This window comes from Hymenobacter metallilatus (assembly GCF_003944705.1).
Taxonomy (GTDB): domain Bacteria; phylum Bacteroidota; class Bacteroidia; order Cytophagales; family Hymenobacteraceae; genus Hymenobacter; species Hymenobacter metallilatus.
Genome location: NZ_RWIS01000022.1, coordinates 25,585 through 43,397, shown reverse-complemented (window position 1 = coordinate 43,397; position 17,813 = coordinate 25,585). Strand labels below are relative to the sequence as shown.

The following is a 17,813-nucleotide window of genomic DNA, read 5'->3' as shown; positions in this document are numbered from 1 at the left end:
CGTTCGAAACCGGGCTGCAAAGGTAACCTGTTTTTCTGCCTTTTTCCAAGAACCAGACCGAAAAAAGTTTTTCGGTCTCGACTCCTGCCAAGCGCCTCCTGCTGAAGCGGGGTGCAAAGGTAGCACCCTCTCATTGCCATTTGCAACCCCAGGGGCTAACTTTTTTCACCGTTATCTTTCCCCAGGAAAGACGCGGACGGCGAAACGGCGCCGGGAGGCCGGCAGGAACTGCGCGCTGGTGGCCCCAAGGGTGGCAGCGGCCCGCTCCGCGTTTCGGATTGGGAGGGCAAAGGTGGCCGGTTGCCCCCGGAATTCCAAACCCCAGGCCCAAAAAATCCGTTTAAGGCCGGCGAGGCATTCCACTGTTTGCTGTGATACAACTTCTTAGAGTGGATAAAAAGTTCATGGGCTCGTTAAAAAATCTGGGCTGGTCATTTGAATAGAATAAGAAACCCCGCCAACGAAGCTGTAGGCGGGGTTTCTTATTCTAGCTGGCTGTTTAAAAATATGGCTAGTTCATGTGGAGTGTACTTACCCGATCGGGACCGACGCTTACTATACTCACAGGGACTTCCAGATGATGCTCCAGAAACTGTACGTAGTCTTTCAACTGCAGAGGCAGGGCCTGCGGATCAGTGATGGACTGCAGATCAGTGCGCCAGCCGGGCAGACTCTTATATATGGGAGTAAGCTTTTCCAGGTCGCCGTGGTCGGGCAAGTGGTCGGTTTGCTCGCCGTTGGGTAGCTGGTAATGGGTGCAGACCTGAATTTCGTCGAACTCATCCAGCACGTCGGCTTTCATGAGGTGAATTTCGGTGACGCCGTTGAGCATGATGCTGTAGCGAAGCGCGGGTAAGTCGATCCAGCCGCAGCGGCGGGGGCGGCCGGTGGTAGAGCCGAACTCCCGGCCGGCCTGACGGATCTGCTCCCCTACTGCGTCGTGCAACTCGGTGGGGAACGGGCCGCTACCGACGCGGGTGCAGTAGGCTTTGCTGATACCGTACACCTTATCTATATGACGGGGTGCAATACCGAGGCCGGTGCAGGCTCCGGCAACAATAGTGCTGGAGGATGTTACATATGGATAGGTACCGAAGTCGATATCCAGCATGGAGCCCTGGGCACCCTCGGCCAACACGTTTTTACCTTGCCGCAGCAGGTCGTTCAGCAAGTACTCGGTATCGGTGAGTTTAAGGGTGCGCAGGAATTCAACGGCGGAAAAGAAATCGGCCTCGAATTCTTCAATTTCGAGGCCGCGGCCGTGGAATTCAGCGAGGGTGGTGTGACGGGATACAGCTTCCTGGTACCGTTCCTGAAAATCGGGAAGTAGAATATCGCCGACGCGGAGGCCGGTGCGGCCAATTTTATCCTGGTACGTGGGACCGATACCTTTCAGAGTAGAGCCAATTTTGCTACCCCCACGCGCTTCTTCGTTAATCCGGTCGAGGGCGCGGTGCGAGGGCAGGATCAGCTGAGCCTTGCGGGAGATGTAGAGGTTCTGGCCCCACTCAATGCCCCGGTCGGTGAGCTTCTGGAGTTCCTGGCGGAAGACTACGGGGTCAAGAACCACCCCGTTGCCGACTACGTTAATAATGTGGGGGTGGAAAATGCCGGAAGGCACCTGATGCAATACGTGCTTGGTACCATCGAAAGTGAGCGTGTGGCCAGCATTGGGGCCGCCCTGAAAGCGGGCTACTACATCGTAGGTGGGGGCCAGCACATCGACAATTTTGCCTTTGCCTTCATCCCCCCACTGCAATCCTACTAGTACATCAACGGGCATTAGTTTACAGCTTTCAGTTGTTGGGCAGCCGACTGTTCATCGTCTGCAATGGAAAAAATGGCGTTCAGCTTAGTAAGCGCTAACATTTTGCGGGGGTGGTCGGCGGGGTTAATCAACATCAGTTCGCCACCACGGCTGCGGAATTTGGTTAGTAAGGATACTAACACGCCAATGCCAGTGCTATTGATATAACGGATGCCCGATAAGTCGACAGCACAGTTGCGCAGTTCGTCGCCGAGGTGTTGATCTACGCTCTGGAGCAGCTGCTGAGTATCAGGGCTGCCAATTAAGTCGCCGGAGAGGCGCACGAAGAGGATGCCATCCTGGATGGCGGAGTCAGTTTTCATTCGGCTTGAGAGCGGGCGGCTTTGGCACGACAGTCGCCGCACACGCCATAAAGGTTCAAAGAGTGGTGCAAGATATGGAAGTTGAGTAACTCCCCGACCATGGTTTGGATGCCATGAATGCGCGGGTCGCAGAACTCTACAACCTTATGACACTCGGTACAGATGACGTGGTCGTGCTGACGGTAGCCGTAGCTTTTCTCGTACTGGGCCAGGTTACGGCCGAACTGATGCTTACTGACCAAGCCGTGCTCAACCAGCAAATCAAGCGTATTATACACGGTGGCACGGCTAACCTGCAGGCCTTGCTCCTTCATGCCAGCATATAGCTCCTCCACATCAAAATGGCCCGTTCGGGAGTAAATTTCCTCCAGAATAGCATACCGCTCAGACGTTTTACGCAAGCCCTTGTTTTCGAGGTAGGCCGTGAAAATCTTTTTTACCTCTTCGTACTTCTCTTTGTCCAGATGCTTTTCTGACTGATGCATAGTACTGTGTATTAGGCTACTTATAAGGAGTCGACAACGGGAGCGTGGCAGTAGGCCCGCTCAAACGAAGAAAGCTCGTTGGAACTACTTATACTTTTTTATACCCTCGGTTTTGAGGATAACTTTTTAGAACTGAATCAAGAGTCAAACCGCTCTACCTGCAGCACGCCGTTCACTTTGGAAAGGCGCTGGATGAGCTTATCGAGATGAGCCGTATCGTTGACGAACACCATAATCTGGCCTTCGAACATACCATCATCGGAGTCGATGGTGATGGAGCGCATATTGACTTTAAGACTGTTGCTGATGATGCGCGTTACGTCGTTCACCAGCCCTACCCTATCGGAGCCTTTAATGCGGATACCGGCCAGAAACGCCAGCTCGGACTGATCGGTCCACTTGGCCCGTACGATGCGGTTGCCGAAGTTTGACATCATCTGCACGGCCTTGGGGCAGGAAGTACGGTGAATGACGATGCCTTGGTCGGTTTCAAAGCCGAACACATCGTCGCCGGGGATGGGGTTGCAACAGGGCGCAATGGTGTAGTCAAACTTGTCGGTTCGCTCCCCTATTACCAGCATGTTGGCATTTACGCCGCGCACCTTCTGTACTTCGTGGTCGAATGCTTTCGGCTCCAGCATGGAGGGCAGCCGCGGAGCCTCCACACTAGGATCGAACAGATCCTTCTGAATTTCGCGGCCGTCAATCTGCCCGATGGCAATACGGTAGAAAAAGTCAGGCGCGTTGCTGGTGTTAAAATGGGCCAGCAGGCGGTTGAGGTTGTCCTGGCTATACTCGATACCCAGCAGTTCCAGCCGTTTTTCTACGAGGTAACGGCCATCCTCGGACTTGTTGCGCTTATCGTCGCGCAGCCAATCCTTGATGCGGGTGCGGGCCTTGGAGGTGGTCACGTACTGCAACCATTCCTCGGTAGGCTTCTGCTTTTGGGAAGTCAGAATTTCCACCTGGTCGCCGTTGCGGAGCTGGTAGCTCAGGGGCTGCAGCTTCTGGTTGACTTTAGCTCCCAGGCACTGCAAGCCAATATGGGAGTGAATTTCAAAGGCAAAATCGAGGGCGGTGGCCTTGTCGGGTAGAATTACCAGCTTGCCTTTCGGTGTAAAGGCATACACCTCCTTGACAAACAGGTTCTGGCGGAACTCATCCATGAACTCCAGGGCGCTGGAGTTATTGGATTCGAGCATTTCGCGCACCTTATTAATCCAGGATTCCAGCGTGGACTCCGATTGGGCCGTGGCCGCATCCTTGTACTTCCAGTGGGCCGCGTAGCCTTTCTCGGCAATATCATCCATACGACGGCTGCGGATCTGGACCTCCACCCACTGACCAGTGCGCGACATAACGGTGGTGTGCAGGCTTTCGTAGCCGTTGGCTTTGGGCGTGCTCACCCAGTCGCGCAGGCGGTCAGGGTTGGGCTGGTAGAAATCCGTGACGATGCTGTATACCTGCCAGCAGGCCGCTTTTTCCTGCTCCGGGGGCACGTCGAGAATAATACGGATGGCAAACAGATCGTACACCTCGTCGAAGGTGATATTCTGCTTGCGCATTTTTCGCAGGATGGAATAGATGCTTTTGGGCCGGCCTTTCACTTCGTACTGGAACCCTTGGGCCTTCAACTCCTCATCAACGGGCTGTACAAACTCCTTGATAAAGCGGTTGCGGGCAGCCCGGCTCTGGCGCACCCGGTTCACCAACTCGGTATAGATTTCCGTGTCGGTATACTTTAGATACAGATCCTCCAGCTCGGTTTTGATGCTATACAGGCCCAGACGGTGAGCCAGCGGCGCATATAGGTAGATGGTTTCGGAGGCAATTTTCAGCTGCTTGTGCCGGGGCATGGAGTCCAGGGTCCGCATGTTGTGCAGGCGGTCGGCGAGCTTAATGAGAATCACGCGCACATCATCCGACAGCGTGAGCAGCATTTTGCGGAAATTTTCGGCCTGCTCGGAGGTGCCGTAGTCGAACACGCCCGATATTTTGGTGAGGCCATCCACAATACGCGCCACCTTGGGACCGAACTCCCGCTCCACATCGGCCACTTCCCAGGGCGTATCTTCCACTACATCGTGGAGCAGAGCGGCAATAATGCTGGTGGTACCCAGGCCGATTTCCTCCACCACAATCTGGGCTACGGCCAGCGGGTGCAGAATGTAGGGCTCCCCGGATTTGCGGCGCATTTCCTTGTGCGCTTCCAAGGACGTATTGAAGGCTTTCTTAATCAGCTTGGCATCACCACCCTTCAGATACGGCTTGGCGGTGCGCAGCAGGCGACGGTAGTGGCGCAGAATTTCCTGGCGCTCTACTTCGGGGTCGATGACAGTGGACATGGTACGCGGGCGGCGCCGAGTGGCACCGGAATACAGATGGCTAAGGTACGGCATACGGTGGAAGCTTGTGCAACGACCGGAACAGAGAAACCCACAGCGGAGTATAGAAAGGACAACAACGCCGAAGCTGGGTTGGTGCAGAATACTTTGCAGCCGCCGAAAAACCCGAATAATTCGACCAAGACCTGTATTTGGCTACTACAAGCCGCGTTGCACCCGACTTGCCAATGGGAATTAAACTACCGGATCCGGTACAACGGTTTGTTTTTCCGATGTGCTTCCGTAGTTTTGCGCCCCCGAGGCAATTGGCCTTGCGACGCGGATGTGGCGAAATTGGTAGACGTGCCAGACTTAGGATCTGGTGCCGCAAGGCGTGTGGGTTCGAGTCCCTCCATCCGCACTTTAGGTTTTTGCAGTAAAAACCGCATTCAAACCCTCAACCCACCCGTTGGGGGTTTCTTTTTACCCGGGTTTTGGCCCGCTATTCACCCCAACGTAGTACCCTTAACCGACCCTTAGTTTTGGACATTACCCTCGACAAGAAAGACGACCAGCTCCATGCCATCCTGACAGTGAATCTCACGGAGGCTGATTATGCTCCCGCCGTGGAGAGCAAGCTGAAAGAATACAGCAAACAGGCGCAGATCAAGGGTTTCCGCCCGGGCAAGGTGCCGGTTACGCTGGTGCGCAAAATGTACGGCAAGGGCATTTTGGTAGAAGAAATCAACCAGCTGCTGAGCAAGTCGGTGGATGGCTACATCAAGGAAAACAACCTGAAAATCCTGGGGGAGCCCCTGCCCGTACCTACGGACATCGACTTCGATAACCAGAAGGACTACTCATTCCAGTTTGAACTGGGCCTGCTGCCCGAGTTTGAGCTGCCCGCCGACCAGGCCGTGAGTGTAAACCGCCACAAGGTAGACCTCGACGAAAATACCCTGAGCGAGACGTACGAGCAACTGGGCCGCCAGTTCGGCGAAACCACCGAGCCCGAGGCGTCGGAAGCCAACGACTTCATCTACGGCAAGCTGAAAAAAGCCGGCGAGGAAGGTGAAGGCCGCGTGGTGCTGCTGCCCACCAACAAGCTGAAGGCTGATGCCGACAAGTTTGTAGGCGTGAAAGCCGGCGACGAGGTGTCATTCGACCTCAAAAACGCTTTCGGCGACGACTTGCAGGCTATCCGCAACTTTACGGGCCTGAGCAAAGAGGAAGCCGAGAAGATTGAGGGCGACTACATGCTGGCCGTAGAAAAAATCCAGCGCTCCGCCCCGGCTGAGTTCAACCAGGAGCTGTTTGATAAGGTGTTCGGTAAGGACATCGTGACGTCAAAAGAAGATTTCGAGGAGAAAGTACGCTCCACGGTACAGGAAAACTACGACCGGGAGGCTGACAATCTGGTAAACCGCCAGATCATCGACAAAATGCTCGAAAGCACCACCATTGAAGTGCCCAAGGCATTCTTCAAGAAGTGGCTGGAGCGGGCCAACCAGGGCAAGCTGACCGCCGAGCAGATTGAGGAGCACTACGAGGACTACGAGAAGGAGTTGAAGTGGTCGATGATCCGCAGCAAAGTAGTGGAGGCCAACGAGTTGAAAGTATCGAACGAAGAAATTGTGGATCGTACCATCCAGAAAATTCTGGGCCAGTTCAACATGGAGCTGACGCCGGAGCTGGAAGAGTCGGTACGCGGCTTTGCCGACAACTACCTGCGTCAGGAAAACGGCAAGAACTACGTAGAGGAGTACGAGGCCATTCTGGCAGAAAAAGTATTGGAAAACCTACGCGGCAAAGTTGTTGTTAACGACAACCCGATTACGGCCGAGGACTTCCGCAATCAGAATGCCGGCTAGTTGCTGACATTTCGGTTTTCAGACCAACAAAAAAGCCCTTACTTGCCGTAAGGGCTTTTTTGTTGCCGTTGTTCTTTGCTATACGACCGTCGGGCTGAACCTACCGAAATATCTTTACCGGGGGTAATGAATTGCCACTACACCGAAGCGGGAGAGATGCTTCGACAAGCTCAGCATGACGGGCTTCCCTTTTAGCTTCTAACTCCTAACTCCTTTTTTCTCATCATGCTGAATAAACAAGAGTTCCGCAAATTTGCCGTAAAAGGCCAGGGCCTGAGCGGTCTGGGCGTTGACCAATACATCCAGCACGTAGAGGGCCAGACCCGCAACGGTCTGATTCTGCCTACCGGCATGACCCGCTCGGTAATTGAGGAACGCCCTACCCGCTTCGCCGAAATCGACGTGTTTTCGCGCCTGATCATGGACCGGATTGTGTTCCTGGGCACGGCCGTGGACGATTACATTGCCAACATCCTGACGGCGCAGATGCTGTTTCTGGAATCGGTTGATGCCAAGAAAGACATTCTGCTCTACATCAACTCGCCCGGGGGCTCAGTGTACGCCGGCTTGGGCATTTACGACACCATGCAGTACGTGAACCCCGACGTGGCCACCATCTGCACGGGTCTGGCCGCCTCGATGGGTGCGGTTCTGCTGGCTGGCGGTGCCAAAGACAAACGTTCGGCTCTGCCCCACGCCCGTGTAATGATTCACCAGCCCTCGGGCGGTGCCCAAGGCCAGTCGACGGATATCGAAATTACGGCCCGCGAGATTCTGAAGCTCAAGAAAGAGCTGTATGACATTCTGGCGAAGCACACTGGCAAAACCTACCAGGAAATCTACGACAACTCGGAGCGCGACTACTGGATGCGCGCCGACGAGGCCAAAGAATACGGCCTGATTGATGAGGTGCTGGAGAAAAAATCGGCCTAAGTCTGCTTTTTTTAACAGAAGGTCATTCCGAGCGAAGCCGAGGAGTCTCGCTTGTTAGTAATCAAATTAGCTTGGCAACCTCAGCACGCGAGATTCATCGGCTTTGCTCGGAATGACGTTCTTTTGAGCCTGTTACTACAAAAAAGCCCGCTTTGGCGGGCTTTTTTGTTAAGTTAGAAGACAACTGTGGCGGCACTTTTTCGCTCATGCAGGGCGTTGGCCTTTTCGTACCTTTGCGATAGGCCAGCGCGAGCTACCTACCCCCTCCCCTTTTTCAGCGAGTTATTTTGGCAATGGCAGATATTACGTGCTCCTTCTGCGGCAAGAGCAAGAAAGACGTTTCGGTGATGATTTCGGGCATCAACGCCCACATCTGCGAGCGGTGTGTGGGCCAGGCTCAGCAAATTCTGAACGAGGAGAATAAGATTCGGGCCAACTCCAAGGCCCCGAAGTTCAACCTCGTGAAGCCCCGCGAGATGAAAGACTACCTCGACCAGTACGTGGTGGGCCAGGACGAAGCCAAGAAGGTAATGTCGGTGGCCGTGTACAACCACTACAAGCGCCTGATGCAGAAACCGCAGAAGGATGATGTGGTGATTGAGAAGTCGAACATTATTATGGTGGGCGAAACCGGCACAGGCAAAACCTTCCTGACCCGGATGCTGGCCAACATTCTGCAAGTGCCCTTCTGCATTGCCGATGCCACCGTGCTGACGGAAGCCGGCTACGTAGGTGAGGACGTGGAAAGCATCCTGACGCGCCTGCTGCAGGCCGCCGACTACAACGTGGAAGCGGCGGAGCGCGGCATCGTGTACATTGACGAAATTGACAAGATTGCCCGCAAGAGCGACAACCCCAGCATCACCAGGGACGTGAGCGGCGAGGGGGTGCAGCAGGCCATGCTGAAGCTACTGGAAGGCACCACCGTAAACGTGCCCCCGCACGGCGGCCGCAAGCACCCCGAGCAGAAGATGATTACGGTGAATACCGAGAACATTCTGTTCATCTGTGGCGGCGCTTTCGTGGGCATCGACCGGATCATCAAAAACCGCCTCAACACCAAGCCCATCGGCTTTGCCAAAACGCAGCTGGATGAGAAGGTGGATACCAACAACTTCCTGCGCTACGTAACGGCTCAGGATTTGAAAGCCTTCGGCCTGATTCCGGAGCTGATTGGTCGCCTGCCGGTACTTACCCACCTCAACCCGCTGGACCACGCTACCCTGCGCAAAATCCTGACGGAGCCCAAGAACTCCATCGTGAAGCAGTACCAGCGTCTCTTCGATATGGAAGGCATTCAACTGAGCTTTTCAGAAGGTGCCCTGGAGTACATTGTGCAGCGCGCCGACGAGTACCGCCTCGGAGCCCGGGGCCTGCGCAGCATTTGCGAAGGCATTATGACCGACGCCATGTTCGATATGCCCTCAGAGGAAGGCACTACCGAGTTGATAATTGATGAGGATTACGCCCGGAGCAAGTTTGAGCAAACGGCTATGAAGCAGTTGCGGGCGGCGTAAAATTCACTTTGCTAGAAAGTAAATTGCCTCGGCAGATATATTACGTATCTACCGAGGCAATTTACTTTCTAGCAAAGTGAATTTGCTCATTCAAAGTAGCCCCCGCAAATTCTTCTTCGCTAAAACACTTCCTAAATTTACAGCTTTTTTATAAAGAGATATTGCTTCCTCTTTTTTCCCTTCTGAATAATAACATGTTGCAAGATTATTACATGCATCAGCCATATTTCCTTCGCAGGCCTTCTTATACCAATACATGGCTCTCCTCTTGTTGTAATTCATATTTAATCCAAAGAAATTACGTAATGCAGAGCCAAATCGAATTGAGCTTTGTAGTTACCTGAATAAGCAGCTGATCTTATCAGGCCAAGATATATATTATATATTTCAATTTTTTCAGTGTCATTTTTTAAGCTTCCACTATATAATATATCCAAATTTTCAAGTGCTTTTCTGTAGTTTCTCTCTCCCTGCATATAACTAATCACCTGTGATTTTAATATTATTCATGAACATTTATCCCTTCAAATACCCTACCATCAACTTTGCCGCTTTATTAGCCGCGCGCTGCTGGCCTAGCTTCTCGCGGATTTGGGCGTAGCCGGCTTTCTGCTGGGCAATGAACTGCTCGTCAGCGGTGATTTTTTTGAGTTCGGTGACGAGGTTGCGGGCATTGAATTCTCCCTGGATGAGCTCTTTTACTACCTCGCGGCCGGCAATAAGGTTGACTAGGGAAATGTGCGGTACTTTGATAACGGCCTTGCTGATGGCGTAGGACACGGCGCTGGTACGGTAGCATACAACCTGGGGCACATCGAACAGGGCGGTTTCGAGGGTGGCGGTGCCGCTGGTGACGAGGGCGGCGGTGGCGTGGGCCAGCAGGTCGTAGGTCTGGTCGAAGAGGATACGGACGTTGTTGCGCTCGAAATTGGCGTAGTAGTTCCGGTCAAGGTTATCGACGCCGGCCACGATGAACTGGTAATCAAGAAACGGGGGCAGGATGGCCACCATCTCGTAGAGCATTTCCTCGATTTCCTGCTTGCGGGAGCCGGGCAGCACGGCAATAATGGGCCGCAACGGGTCCAGGTCGTTCCGCTCGTAGAAATCTTCGGTTTTCTGGAACTCGGCCACGGCGTCGGCGGTGGGGTTACCGATGTAGTCCACCTTGTAATCGAAGCGCTGGTAGAATTCTTCCTCGAAAGGCAGAATTACGAACATCTTATCCACCAAGGCTTTTACCTGGTGCACACGGCCCTGATTCCAGGCCCAGATTTTGGGCGAAATGTAGTAGAATATCTTTAGGCCGGCGGCTTTGGCGAACTTGGCCACCCGCATATTGAAGCCAGCATAATCTACCAGAATCACTACGTCGGGTTGGTAGGCCAGCAGATCTTTCTGGCATTCTTTGAGGTAACCCCGAAATTTGAGGATGCTGGTAGCTGCCTCCCAGAAACCCATGATGGCCATTTCCTGGTAGTGGTGCACCAGGGTACCACCGGCGGCCTGCATCATATCCCCGCCCCAGCAGCGAAACTCAGCCTCGGGGTCCTGCTCGCGCAGACTGCGCATGAGGTTGGCGGCGTGAAAATCCCCGGACCGTTCGCCCGCTATCAGGTAGTACTTCATGTTGTCAATTAAAAATTGAGAATTAAAAATTAAAAATTGATGAGCTGATTAAAAATCATTGCACTACTTATAGCAAAGCGGCGCAAATTTTTAATTCTCAATTTTTAATTTTTAATTGACTTCTTCCCCGTAATATTCTACAAAGTTGCGAGGGGTTTCGTAGAGTTTGATGCTGTGCAGCTTGGCGGAAGAAATACGTTCGATTTCGGGCTGAAGAATTTTCCAGAAGGCAATAACCAGGTTTTCGGTGCTAGCTAGCTGCCCCTGCATGAAGGGTACATCGATGTTCAGGTTTTTGTGGTCTACCTCGTCCACGATGTGGGTGCGGATAAGCGTGCTGAGCTGCTTGAGGTCGATAACAAAGCCAGTTTCCGGATCGGGGCGACCTTTGACGGTGACGATGAGGTCGTAATTGTGGCCGTGCCAGTTGGCATTGGCGCAGGGGCCGAAGACTTCCCGGTTGCGCTCCTCGCTCCACTTGGGGTTGTGGAGCTTGTGGGCCGCGTTGAAGTGTTCCTGTCGGCTGATGTAAACCATTTGGTAAGGGACTTAGGGACTTGGGGACTTAGGGGCTTAGCTGGCAGCGCGTGGTCGGGCCCCAACTGCATAGCAAAAGCCGTTGGGCAGTAACCAAGTCCCCGAGTCCCTAAGTCCCTAAGTCCCCTGTTTTCGCAGCAAATATACGAAGAACGGTACGCCGAACAGGGCAGTAACCAGCCCAACGGGCAAACCCGCCGGTGGGTACAGCAGCCGGGCCAATAAGTCGCAGAAGACCATAAAGGTACCGCCCAGCAGCGCACAGAACAGCAGATTGCCCCGGCGCACGGTGCCCAGCAGCCAACGGGTAATATGCGGAATAACCAGACCCACAAACCCGATGGGCCCGCATAAAGCCACGGCGCAGCCCGTGAGGCCGGAGGCAATAAGTAACAGCAGCCAGCGCGTACGGGCTACCGGCAACCCCAGAGCGGCGGCCCGCTCCTCGCCCAGTAGCAGCAGGTTAAGGTCCTTCTGCAACAGCCAGAGCGCAACCAAGCCAACTACCAATGTGACGGCCGGATACGGCAAAATGGCCCAGCTGGCCCGTTCGAAGCCGCCCAGGGCCCAAAAGGTAATGGTGCGCAGCTTTTCCTCGGTAGCGGCCAGAAACGTGAGCAGACCACCCAAAGCAGTGGTGAGGGAACTGAGAGCCACCCCGGCCAGCAGCAGCTGAGCCGGCACAATGCGGCCCCGGCGGCTTCCAATAACCACCACCAGCAACGTAACACCCAATGCACCGCCAAGGGCAGCCAACGGCGGTAGATACAGGCCGCCCATCATAAGCACCGGCACGAAAGCAAACGTGATACTGGCCCCCAGCGCCCCACCCGAGGCCGTACCCAGCAGGTAAGGGTCGGCCAGGGGGTTGTTCACCATGAGCTGCATGAGGTAGCCGCTCAGGGCCAGGGCTGCGCCGGCCAGCAGGGCCAGCAGCAGGCGGGGCAACCGTAACTCTACCAGCACCAGCTGCGCCGGCTCCTGGGGGTTATAGTGCAGCAATGTGCGGCCCAGCAGGGCAAAATCTGTTTCGTAGCTGCCTACCCGCAGGCCTACCACCAGTAGCCCCAGCAGGAGCAGCAAACAGGCCAAAACCCAGGGCAGAGCGGAACGAGACATGAGCAGCAGCGTATCAAGTTACTGGCTGGTCAGCAGCTGTTTCAACTCCCGGATCGACTCCACTACGCGGGGGCTGGGACGCGACATCAGGTCGTCGGTAGGGTCGTAGATGCGACGGGTTTGGTAGGCGCGGGTGCGCTTCAATTCCGGGTAGAGCCGAAAAAACGTGCTATCCATTTTGCCAAAGCTGCCCCCCAAAATTACATCGGGGTTGAGCTTGAGGATGTATTCCCGGGTGAGGGCGGGATACGGCTGCTTAAACTTTTCTACTACGGCATTTTGCCCACCGGCCAGCAATACTTTATTCGTAAACAGCGTATTCTGTCCATACACGTAAATCGGGTCGGTCCAGGTAATGGCCAGCACCCGGGGTAGCGGGGGCGGGGGCACCTGTTCCGTGAGCTGTACCAGCTCGGCCCGCAGAGAATCGACCACCTGCCGGGCTGGCTCTGGCCGCCCCAGTACCCGCCCCAGATCCGTCAGGCCCCGAAAAATATCTTCTACCTTCTGATACCGCTGATAATACACCGGAATACCCAGCTCTTGCAGGCGCTGGGCATCAGCCAGGGAGGTGATGCCATCAGTCGTGAATACCACGTCGGGCTTCAGGGCTACCAGCCGCTCGAAGTCCAGGGGGTAGCTGTTAACCACTGGTTTGCGCAGGGCTGCGGCCGGATGATCACACACCTGCGTACGAGCTACAATGGTGGCGGTATCGGCTACGGCATACAGCATTTCCGTCATGGAAGCCGCCAGGGCCATAACGCGGCGCGGATGGGCGGGCAAGGTCAGCTGACGGCCCAGGTCGTCGCGCACCTGTTGGGTAGCGGCGGTTTCCGTGGTGGCCGGAGTATCGGACTGGCAGGCGGCCAGCAGGGCCAGCACCGGTAGCAAAAACTGTACGTGGCGGAACGAAGGCAGGCAGAACATGCCGCAAAGGTAACGGCGGATTCTGCCCAACCCGCTAGCCCATCGGAAAAGCCACAGTTCAACCACAGCGGCCGCCTGCCGGCCCAACCCAAAGGAGCTACAGTGGTTGAGCTTAACGTTAGGCTGCGGGTGAGTGAAAAAAAGAAATCCGTGTAACCCGACAAATCCGTCTGAATCCGTGGGTTACTTTTGACCTAAATTTCTGCCCTATGATTGTTGTAACCGGAGCCGCCGGCTTTATTGCCAGCTGTCTTGTCACTCGCCTTAATGCCGCCAACTTCAATGATATTGTGGTGGTGGACAACTTCACTGCTGAGCGCAAGCTGGCCAACCTCAAAGGCAAGCGCCTGCGGGAGTATGTAGACCGGGAGGAGTTTTTTGCCTGGCTGGATCAGCATCATGAGCAGGTGGAGTTCATTTTCCATCTGGGGGCGCGTACTGATACTACCGAGCAGAACCGGGACGTATTGAACGTGCTGAACCTGGAGTATTCGCAGAAAATGTGGCAGGCCTGCTGCCGCTACCAGCTGCCAGTGGTGTATGCCTCCTCCGCGGCCACCTATGGCTCCGGCTCCCTGGGCTACTCCGATAATGATGCGCTGCTGCCCCTGCTCCGGCCCCTTAACCCCTACGGCGACTCCAAGAACGACTTCGATAACTGGGCCGTGCAGCAGCCGGAAAAGCCGTTTTTCTGGGCGGGCCTTAAGTTCTTTAACGTGTACGGCCCCAACGAGTACCACAAAGGCCGTATGGCTTCCGTAATTCTGCACGCATTCCGGCAGATTCAGGAAACCGGCTCCATGACCCTGTTCCGCTCCCATAACCCCAACTTTGCCGACGGGGAGCAGCAACGCGACTTTGTGTACGTGAAGGACGTGGTGGAAGTGTGCCTGTTTCTGATGCAGACGCGCCAACACTCGGGCATTTATAACCTGGGGACCGGGGAGGCCCGCACCTTCCTCGACCTTACCCTGAGCACCTTCGCTGCTCTGGACCGTACCGCCGACATCCGTTTCCGCGACACGCCGGAGGACATCCGGGATACGTACCAGTACTTCACGGAGGCCGACATGAGCAAACTGCGCAGTATTGGCTACGGCCGGCCTTTTACAAAGCTGGAAGACGGTGTTACGGACTACGTGCGCAACTACCTGGTACCCGGTCAATACTATTAGCGGCCTCCGAATCCGCTGATTCGTATCAGGATTTATTTCAGATGGATCTGTAGAAAATGCCAGGGGGCTAGTTAGCTCCCTGGCATTTTCTATAGGTTGGCAGTCAACTTCTTAGCCTGCATATGCGCCAACCAAACTGGGCGAATACGAACTATTACTTTTCGTTTATATTGCAAAAATTAATTTTTATATCATTTTTTCCAGAGTAATTTACTCGCAGGTTCCTTTTCATCTACTCGGCTGGTGCAACGCAGAAGCATAACCATTATAGGCGGCGGATTTTCGGGCTCAATGCTGGTAGTACAGTTGGCCCGGCTCTCCGGCGACTTGCCGTATGACTGCGACGTACACTTGGTAGAGCCGCGCCCGGTGCCAGGGCCCGGCCTGGCCTATACTGCCCGCCGGCCCGAATACCTGCTGAATGTACGCAGCCAGTTTCTGAGCGCATTCCCCGACCAGCCCGACCACTTTCAGAACTGGCTGCGGCTTACCAGCCCCGAAATTTGCCAGCAGGAGTTTTGCTCCCGCCAGAGCTACGGCCGCTACCTGCAGCAGCTGGTGAGCCAAGTGCTCGAATGGCCTTCCCTGAACGGCTTTCGATTTACCTGGCACAACCAGGCGGCGCAGAGCGTGCAGGTACATCCAACCAGCCAAGTGGCCACCGTGCAACTCCAGGATGGCACCAGGGTACCCAGCGAGTACGTAGTGCTGGCCTTAGGCAACTTTCCGCCTTCCCCACCCGCTTCCCGCAACACTGACTACCTGCACCACGCCAACTACCACGGCAACCCCTGGGCCCAAGGGGCCCTCCGCAACATTGGCACACATGATACTGTGCTGTTGATTGGTACGGGTCTCACAGCTATTGATGTGCTGCTGGGCCTTCGCACCGATGGGCACCAGGGTGTAGTAACTGCCGTATCGGGGCACGGACGCTGGCCGGCAGCGCACAAGTTTCAGGAGGCAGCATATCCGGATTTTTATGCCGACGAGCTTCGTGGGGCTGATACTGTGCTGGCGGTGCTACACATCATCCGGCGGCACATACGGGCGGCCGAGGCTCAGGGAATTAACTGGCGCACGGTACTCGATGCAATCCGGCCGCACCTAGGGAGCATTTGGGCGGCTTGGCCCCAGCTGGAGCAAGCTCGTTTTCTGCGACACCTGGCCGGCATCTGGTCGGTGCTTCGGCACCGGAGCCCGCCCCAGAATGCGGCGACTGTTCAGGAAATGATGCGAACGGGCCAGCTACAGCAGGAAATTGGCCGCGTAAAGGATATAGTACCCATGACCAATAACCTGCGCGTAACCATTCAGAAAGGCCAGGAGCCACCTCGGCAACTAATGGCCCGGCACGTTATTACCTGCACTGGCCCCCTGCTCGACTACAGCCGCATTCAGGAGCCAGTGGTAGGTAGCCTGCGGGAGAGTGGCCACCTGCAGCCCGACACACTGCACCTGGGTATCCGGACAGATGCTCACGGGGCATTACTGGATGCGCGGGGACAGGCCTCGGCGGTGCTGTTCACTCTGGGCCCCAGCCGACGGCCGGACTTTTTTGAATCGACGGCCGTACCGGAATTGCGGGAGCAAGCCGTAGCGCTGGCCACAGAGTTGGGCAAACGCCTGCGGGCACCGGCAGTAGGAGCTTAGCTAGTAGCTGGCAAAAAAAGCGGGACGGGAAGCTGCCTAACATTGTTAAGCAGCTTCCCGTCCCGTTGCTTGTACACGAAATAGAGTATCAGTGTGCTAGGCGGCTATTTCAGTGGGAACATAGAGAGGCAAGACCGGCGTTTCGGGAACAGGCAAAGTTACCGTAGGCACTGGCGGATAGGCCTGAACCGGCGCGGCGCGGCGCAGGGCCCGCATCAGCAGATACTTGTATTTCTCAGCGTCGGCCAGGGCTGCTTCTACCGCCTGTAGCGCATCGGTGTATGCCACTACAGGTACCGATTCGGCAGCTTCGCCGGTGGGATACGTCAACTCAAAAACCGGGCAGGCAAGATATTCAGCGGGCGTCTTCATACGGGCAGAAAATTACTCGTTTATCAGTTAAATAGCTAACGATATTAGCACGAGTTAGATTCCATATTTTTTAAGTTTTTTCTTTGCTGAATACCCCGAAAACACCGAAAACCTATTCCTGTATTTTTAGCACCAGCTTCCCAAACTGCAAGCCGTCCGCCATACGCTGCAACGCCTGCTGACCCTGGGCCAGGGGAAAGGTTTCGTCGATAACCGGCCGGAGCTGGTGTTGCTCAACCAACTCGACCATGGCGGCAAAATCCTGGGCAGTACCCATAGAGGAGCCTAGCAAGGATAGTTGCTTCCAGAATACTTTTCGGGCGGCCAGCTCCGGAATATCTCCGTGCGTAGCGCCGTAAAATACAATGCGGCCACCAGGCGCTGCGGCATCGAGCAGGTCGCCAAAACCTGGTCCGGCGGCGCTGTCCACCAGCACATCAAACCCGCCCCCGGCCTGCTTGGTAAGCGTGGCCGCCCAGTTATTGGCTGTGTAGCTAATGCCCCCCTTGGCTCCCAGGGCTATAGCCCGAGCAATTTTCTCTTCTGACCCAGAGGTAACCCACACTTCTGCGCCGGCGGCCACAGCCATTTGCAGGGCTAGCAGCGCCACACCGCCCCCTACCCCACTAATAAGAACCCGCTCACCGGGCTGCAGGCGGGCCCGGGTGAATACAGCCCGGTAAGCCGTAAGCCCACCCAGTGGCAAGGCCGCCGTCTGCTCAAAGCTCAGGTGAGATGGTTTGGCGCGTACGCATTCCGCGGGCACACATACATACTCGGCGAAAGTACCATCCTGGGGCAGACCCAGGATCTGGAATTCCCGACTCTGGGCAGCGGGGTTAGGGCCCCAGTTGCTGCCAGGGTTGATGATAACGGCCTGCTCAAGCCAACCGGCATCCACCCCGGCCCCCAGGGCCGTTACCACACCAGCCCCATCGGAGCCCAGAATGATGGGAAACTTCAACCCAGCGTACTGGCCTTTCTGAATCCAGACGTCGCGGTGGTTGAGGGCAGCGGCGTACAGCTGCACCTGTACCTGGCCGGGGCCGGGCTGGGGTGTAGGAACTTCCTGAACAACAGCGGGCTGATTAATACCAGCTAAAACCAGAGCGTGCATAATGGGTGGGGAGAGTAAAAAAGG

General features: G+C 55.4%; 16 protein-coding genes and 1 tRNA gene. 6 read left to right on the top strand and 11 right to left on the bottom strand.

What is annotated here, in order from left to right:
• Positions 1-511: 511 nt before the first annotated feature.
• From EI290_RS21775 to EI290_RS21760, 4 genes are all read right to left on the bottom strand, one after another.
• The gene (locus EI290_RS21775; RefSeq protein ID WP_125433759.1) at positions 512-1,783 is read right to left on the bottom strand and encodes an adenylosuccinate synthase; all 1,272 of its coding nucleotides are present in this window, start codon (positions 1,781-1,783) and stop codon (positions 512-514) included.
• Complete coding sequence (locus EI290_RS21770; RefSeq protein ID WP_125433758.1) at positions 1,783-2,130, bottom strand: STAS domain-containing protein; 348 nt, start codon at positions 2,128-2,130, stop codon at positions 1,783-1,785. Before EI290_RS21770 ends, EI290_RS21775 begins: the two co-directional genes overlap by 1 nt.
• Positions 2,127-2,615, bottom strand: a complete 489-nt coding sequence (locus tag EI290_RS21765; protein ID WP_125433757.1) for a Fur family transcriptional regulator — start codon at positions 2,613-2,615, stop codon at positions 2,127-2,129. Before EI290_RS21765 ends, EI290_RS21770 begins: the two co-directional genes overlap by 4 nt.
• A 137-nt stretch (positions 2,616-2,752) precedes the next feature.
• Positions 2,753-4,960, bottom strand: coding sequence for a RelA/SpoT family protein (locus EI290_RS21760; RefSeq protein WP_125433756.1), 2,208 nt, complete (start codon positions 4,958-4,960; stop codon positions 2,753-2,755).
• A 318-nt stretch (positions 4,961-5,278) separates the two neighbouring features.
• Between EI290_RS21760 and EI290_RS21755 the strand changes: the two genes are divergently transcribed.
• The 4 genes from EI290_RS21755 (at position 5,279) to clpX (ending at position 9,260) form a co-directional block, all read left to right on the top strand.
• A tRNA-Leu gene (locus EI290_RS21755) sits at positions 5,279-5,360 on the top strand.
• A gap of 121 nt (positions 5,361-5,481) precedes the next feature.
• On the top strand, positions 5,482-6,810 hold the full coding sequence (gene tig / locus EI290_RS21750; protein ID WP_125433755.1) for a trigger factor: 1,329 nt from the start codon (positions 5,482-5,484) through the stop codon (positions 6,808-6,810).
• A 225-nt stretch (positions 6,811-7,035) separates the two neighbouring features.
• Complete coding sequence (locus tag EI290_RS21745) at positions 7,036-7,743, top strand: ClpP family protease (RefSeq protein ID WP_262706481.1); 708 nt, start codon at positions 7,036-7,038, stop codon at positions 7,741-7,743.
• 293 nt (positions 7,744-8,036) lie between these two features.
• Positions 8,037-9,260: an ATP-dependent Clp protease ATP-binding subunit ClpX gene (clpX, locus tag EI290_RS21740; protein ID WP_125433753.1), complete on the top strand. Its 1,224-nt coding sequence runs from the start codon at positions 8,037-8,039 to the stop codon at positions 9,258-9,260.
• 90 nt (positions 9,261-9,350) lie between these two features.
• On the opposite strand, the gene EI290_RS21735 is transcribed toward clpX, so the two are convergent.
• From EI290_RS21735 to EI290_RS21715, 5 genes are all read right to left on the bottom strand, one after another.
• The gene (locus tag EI290_RS21735; protein ID WP_262706482.1) at positions 9,351-9,584 is read right to left on the bottom strand and encodes a tetratricopeptide repeat protein; all 234 of its coding nucleotides are present in this window, start codon (positions 9,582-9,584) and stop codon (positions 9,351-9,353) included.
• 192 nt (positions 9,585-9,776) lie between these two features.
• Complete coding sequence (lpxB, locus tag EI290_RS21730; RefSeq protein WP_125433752.1) at positions 9,777-10,886, bottom strand: lipid-A-disaccharide synthase; 1,110 nt, start codon at positions 10,884-10,886, stop codon at positions 9,777-9,779.
• 111 nt (positions 10,887-10,997) lie between these two features.
• Positions 10,998-11,423 carry a 6-pyruvoyl trahydropterin synthase family protein gene (locus EI290_RS21725; protein ID WP_125433751.1) on the bottom strand — a complete coding sequence of 142 codons (426 nt, stop codon included), beginning with the start codon at positions 11,421-11,423 and terminating at the stop codon, positions 10,998-11,000.
• Positions 11,424-11,540: 117 nt separating this feature from the next.
• A complete protein-coding gene (locus tag EI290_RS21720; RefSeq protein ID WP_125433750.1) occupies positions 11,541-12,542 on the bottom strand; it encodes a FecCD family ABC transporter permease in 1,002 nt (333 codons plus the stop codon).
• Between the two features lie 18 nt (positions 12,543-12,560).
• Positions 12,561-13,472: an ABC transporter substrate-binding protein gene (locus EI290_RS21715; RefSeq protein WP_125433749.1), complete on the bottom strand. Its 912-nt coding sequence runs from the start codon at positions 13,470-13,472 to the stop codon at positions 12,561-12,563.
• A 209-nt stretch (positions 13,473-13,681) separates the two neighbouring features.
• Here EI290_RS21715 and rfaD point away from each other — a divergent pair, with 209 nt between their 5' ends.
• Positions 13,682-14,647, top strand: a complete 966-nt coding sequence (rfaD, locus tag EI290_RS21710) for an ADP-glyceromanno-heptose 6-epimerase (RefSeq protein ID WP_125433748.1) — start codon at positions 13,682-13,684, stop codon at positions 14,645-14,647.
• A gap of 243 nt (positions 14,648-14,890) precedes the next feature.
• Positions 14,891-16,300, top strand: coding sequence for an FAD/NAD(P)-binding protein (locus EI290_RS21705; protein WP_262706480.1), 1,410 nt, complete (start codon positions 14,891-14,893; stop codon positions 16,298-16,300).
• 96 nt (positions 16,301-16,396) lie between these two features.
• Here EI290_RS21705 and EI290_RS21700 read toward each other — a convergent pair whose 3' ends face one another.
• Positions 16,397-16,672 carry a hypothetical protein gene (locus tag EI290_RS21700; RefSeq protein ID WP_125433746.1) on the bottom strand — a complete coding sequence of 92 codons (276 nt, stop codon included), beginning with the start codon at positions 16,670-16,672 and terminating at the stop codon, positions 16,397-16,399.
• A gap of 112 nt (positions 16,673-16,784) precedes the next feature.
• Positions 16,785-17,789: a zinc-binding dehydrogenase gene (locus EI290_RS21695; protein WP_125433745.1), complete on the bottom strand. Its 1,005-nt coding sequence runs from the start codon at positions 17,787-17,789 to the stop codon at positions 16,785-16,787.
• Positions 17,790-17,813 lie beyond the last annotated feature (24 nt).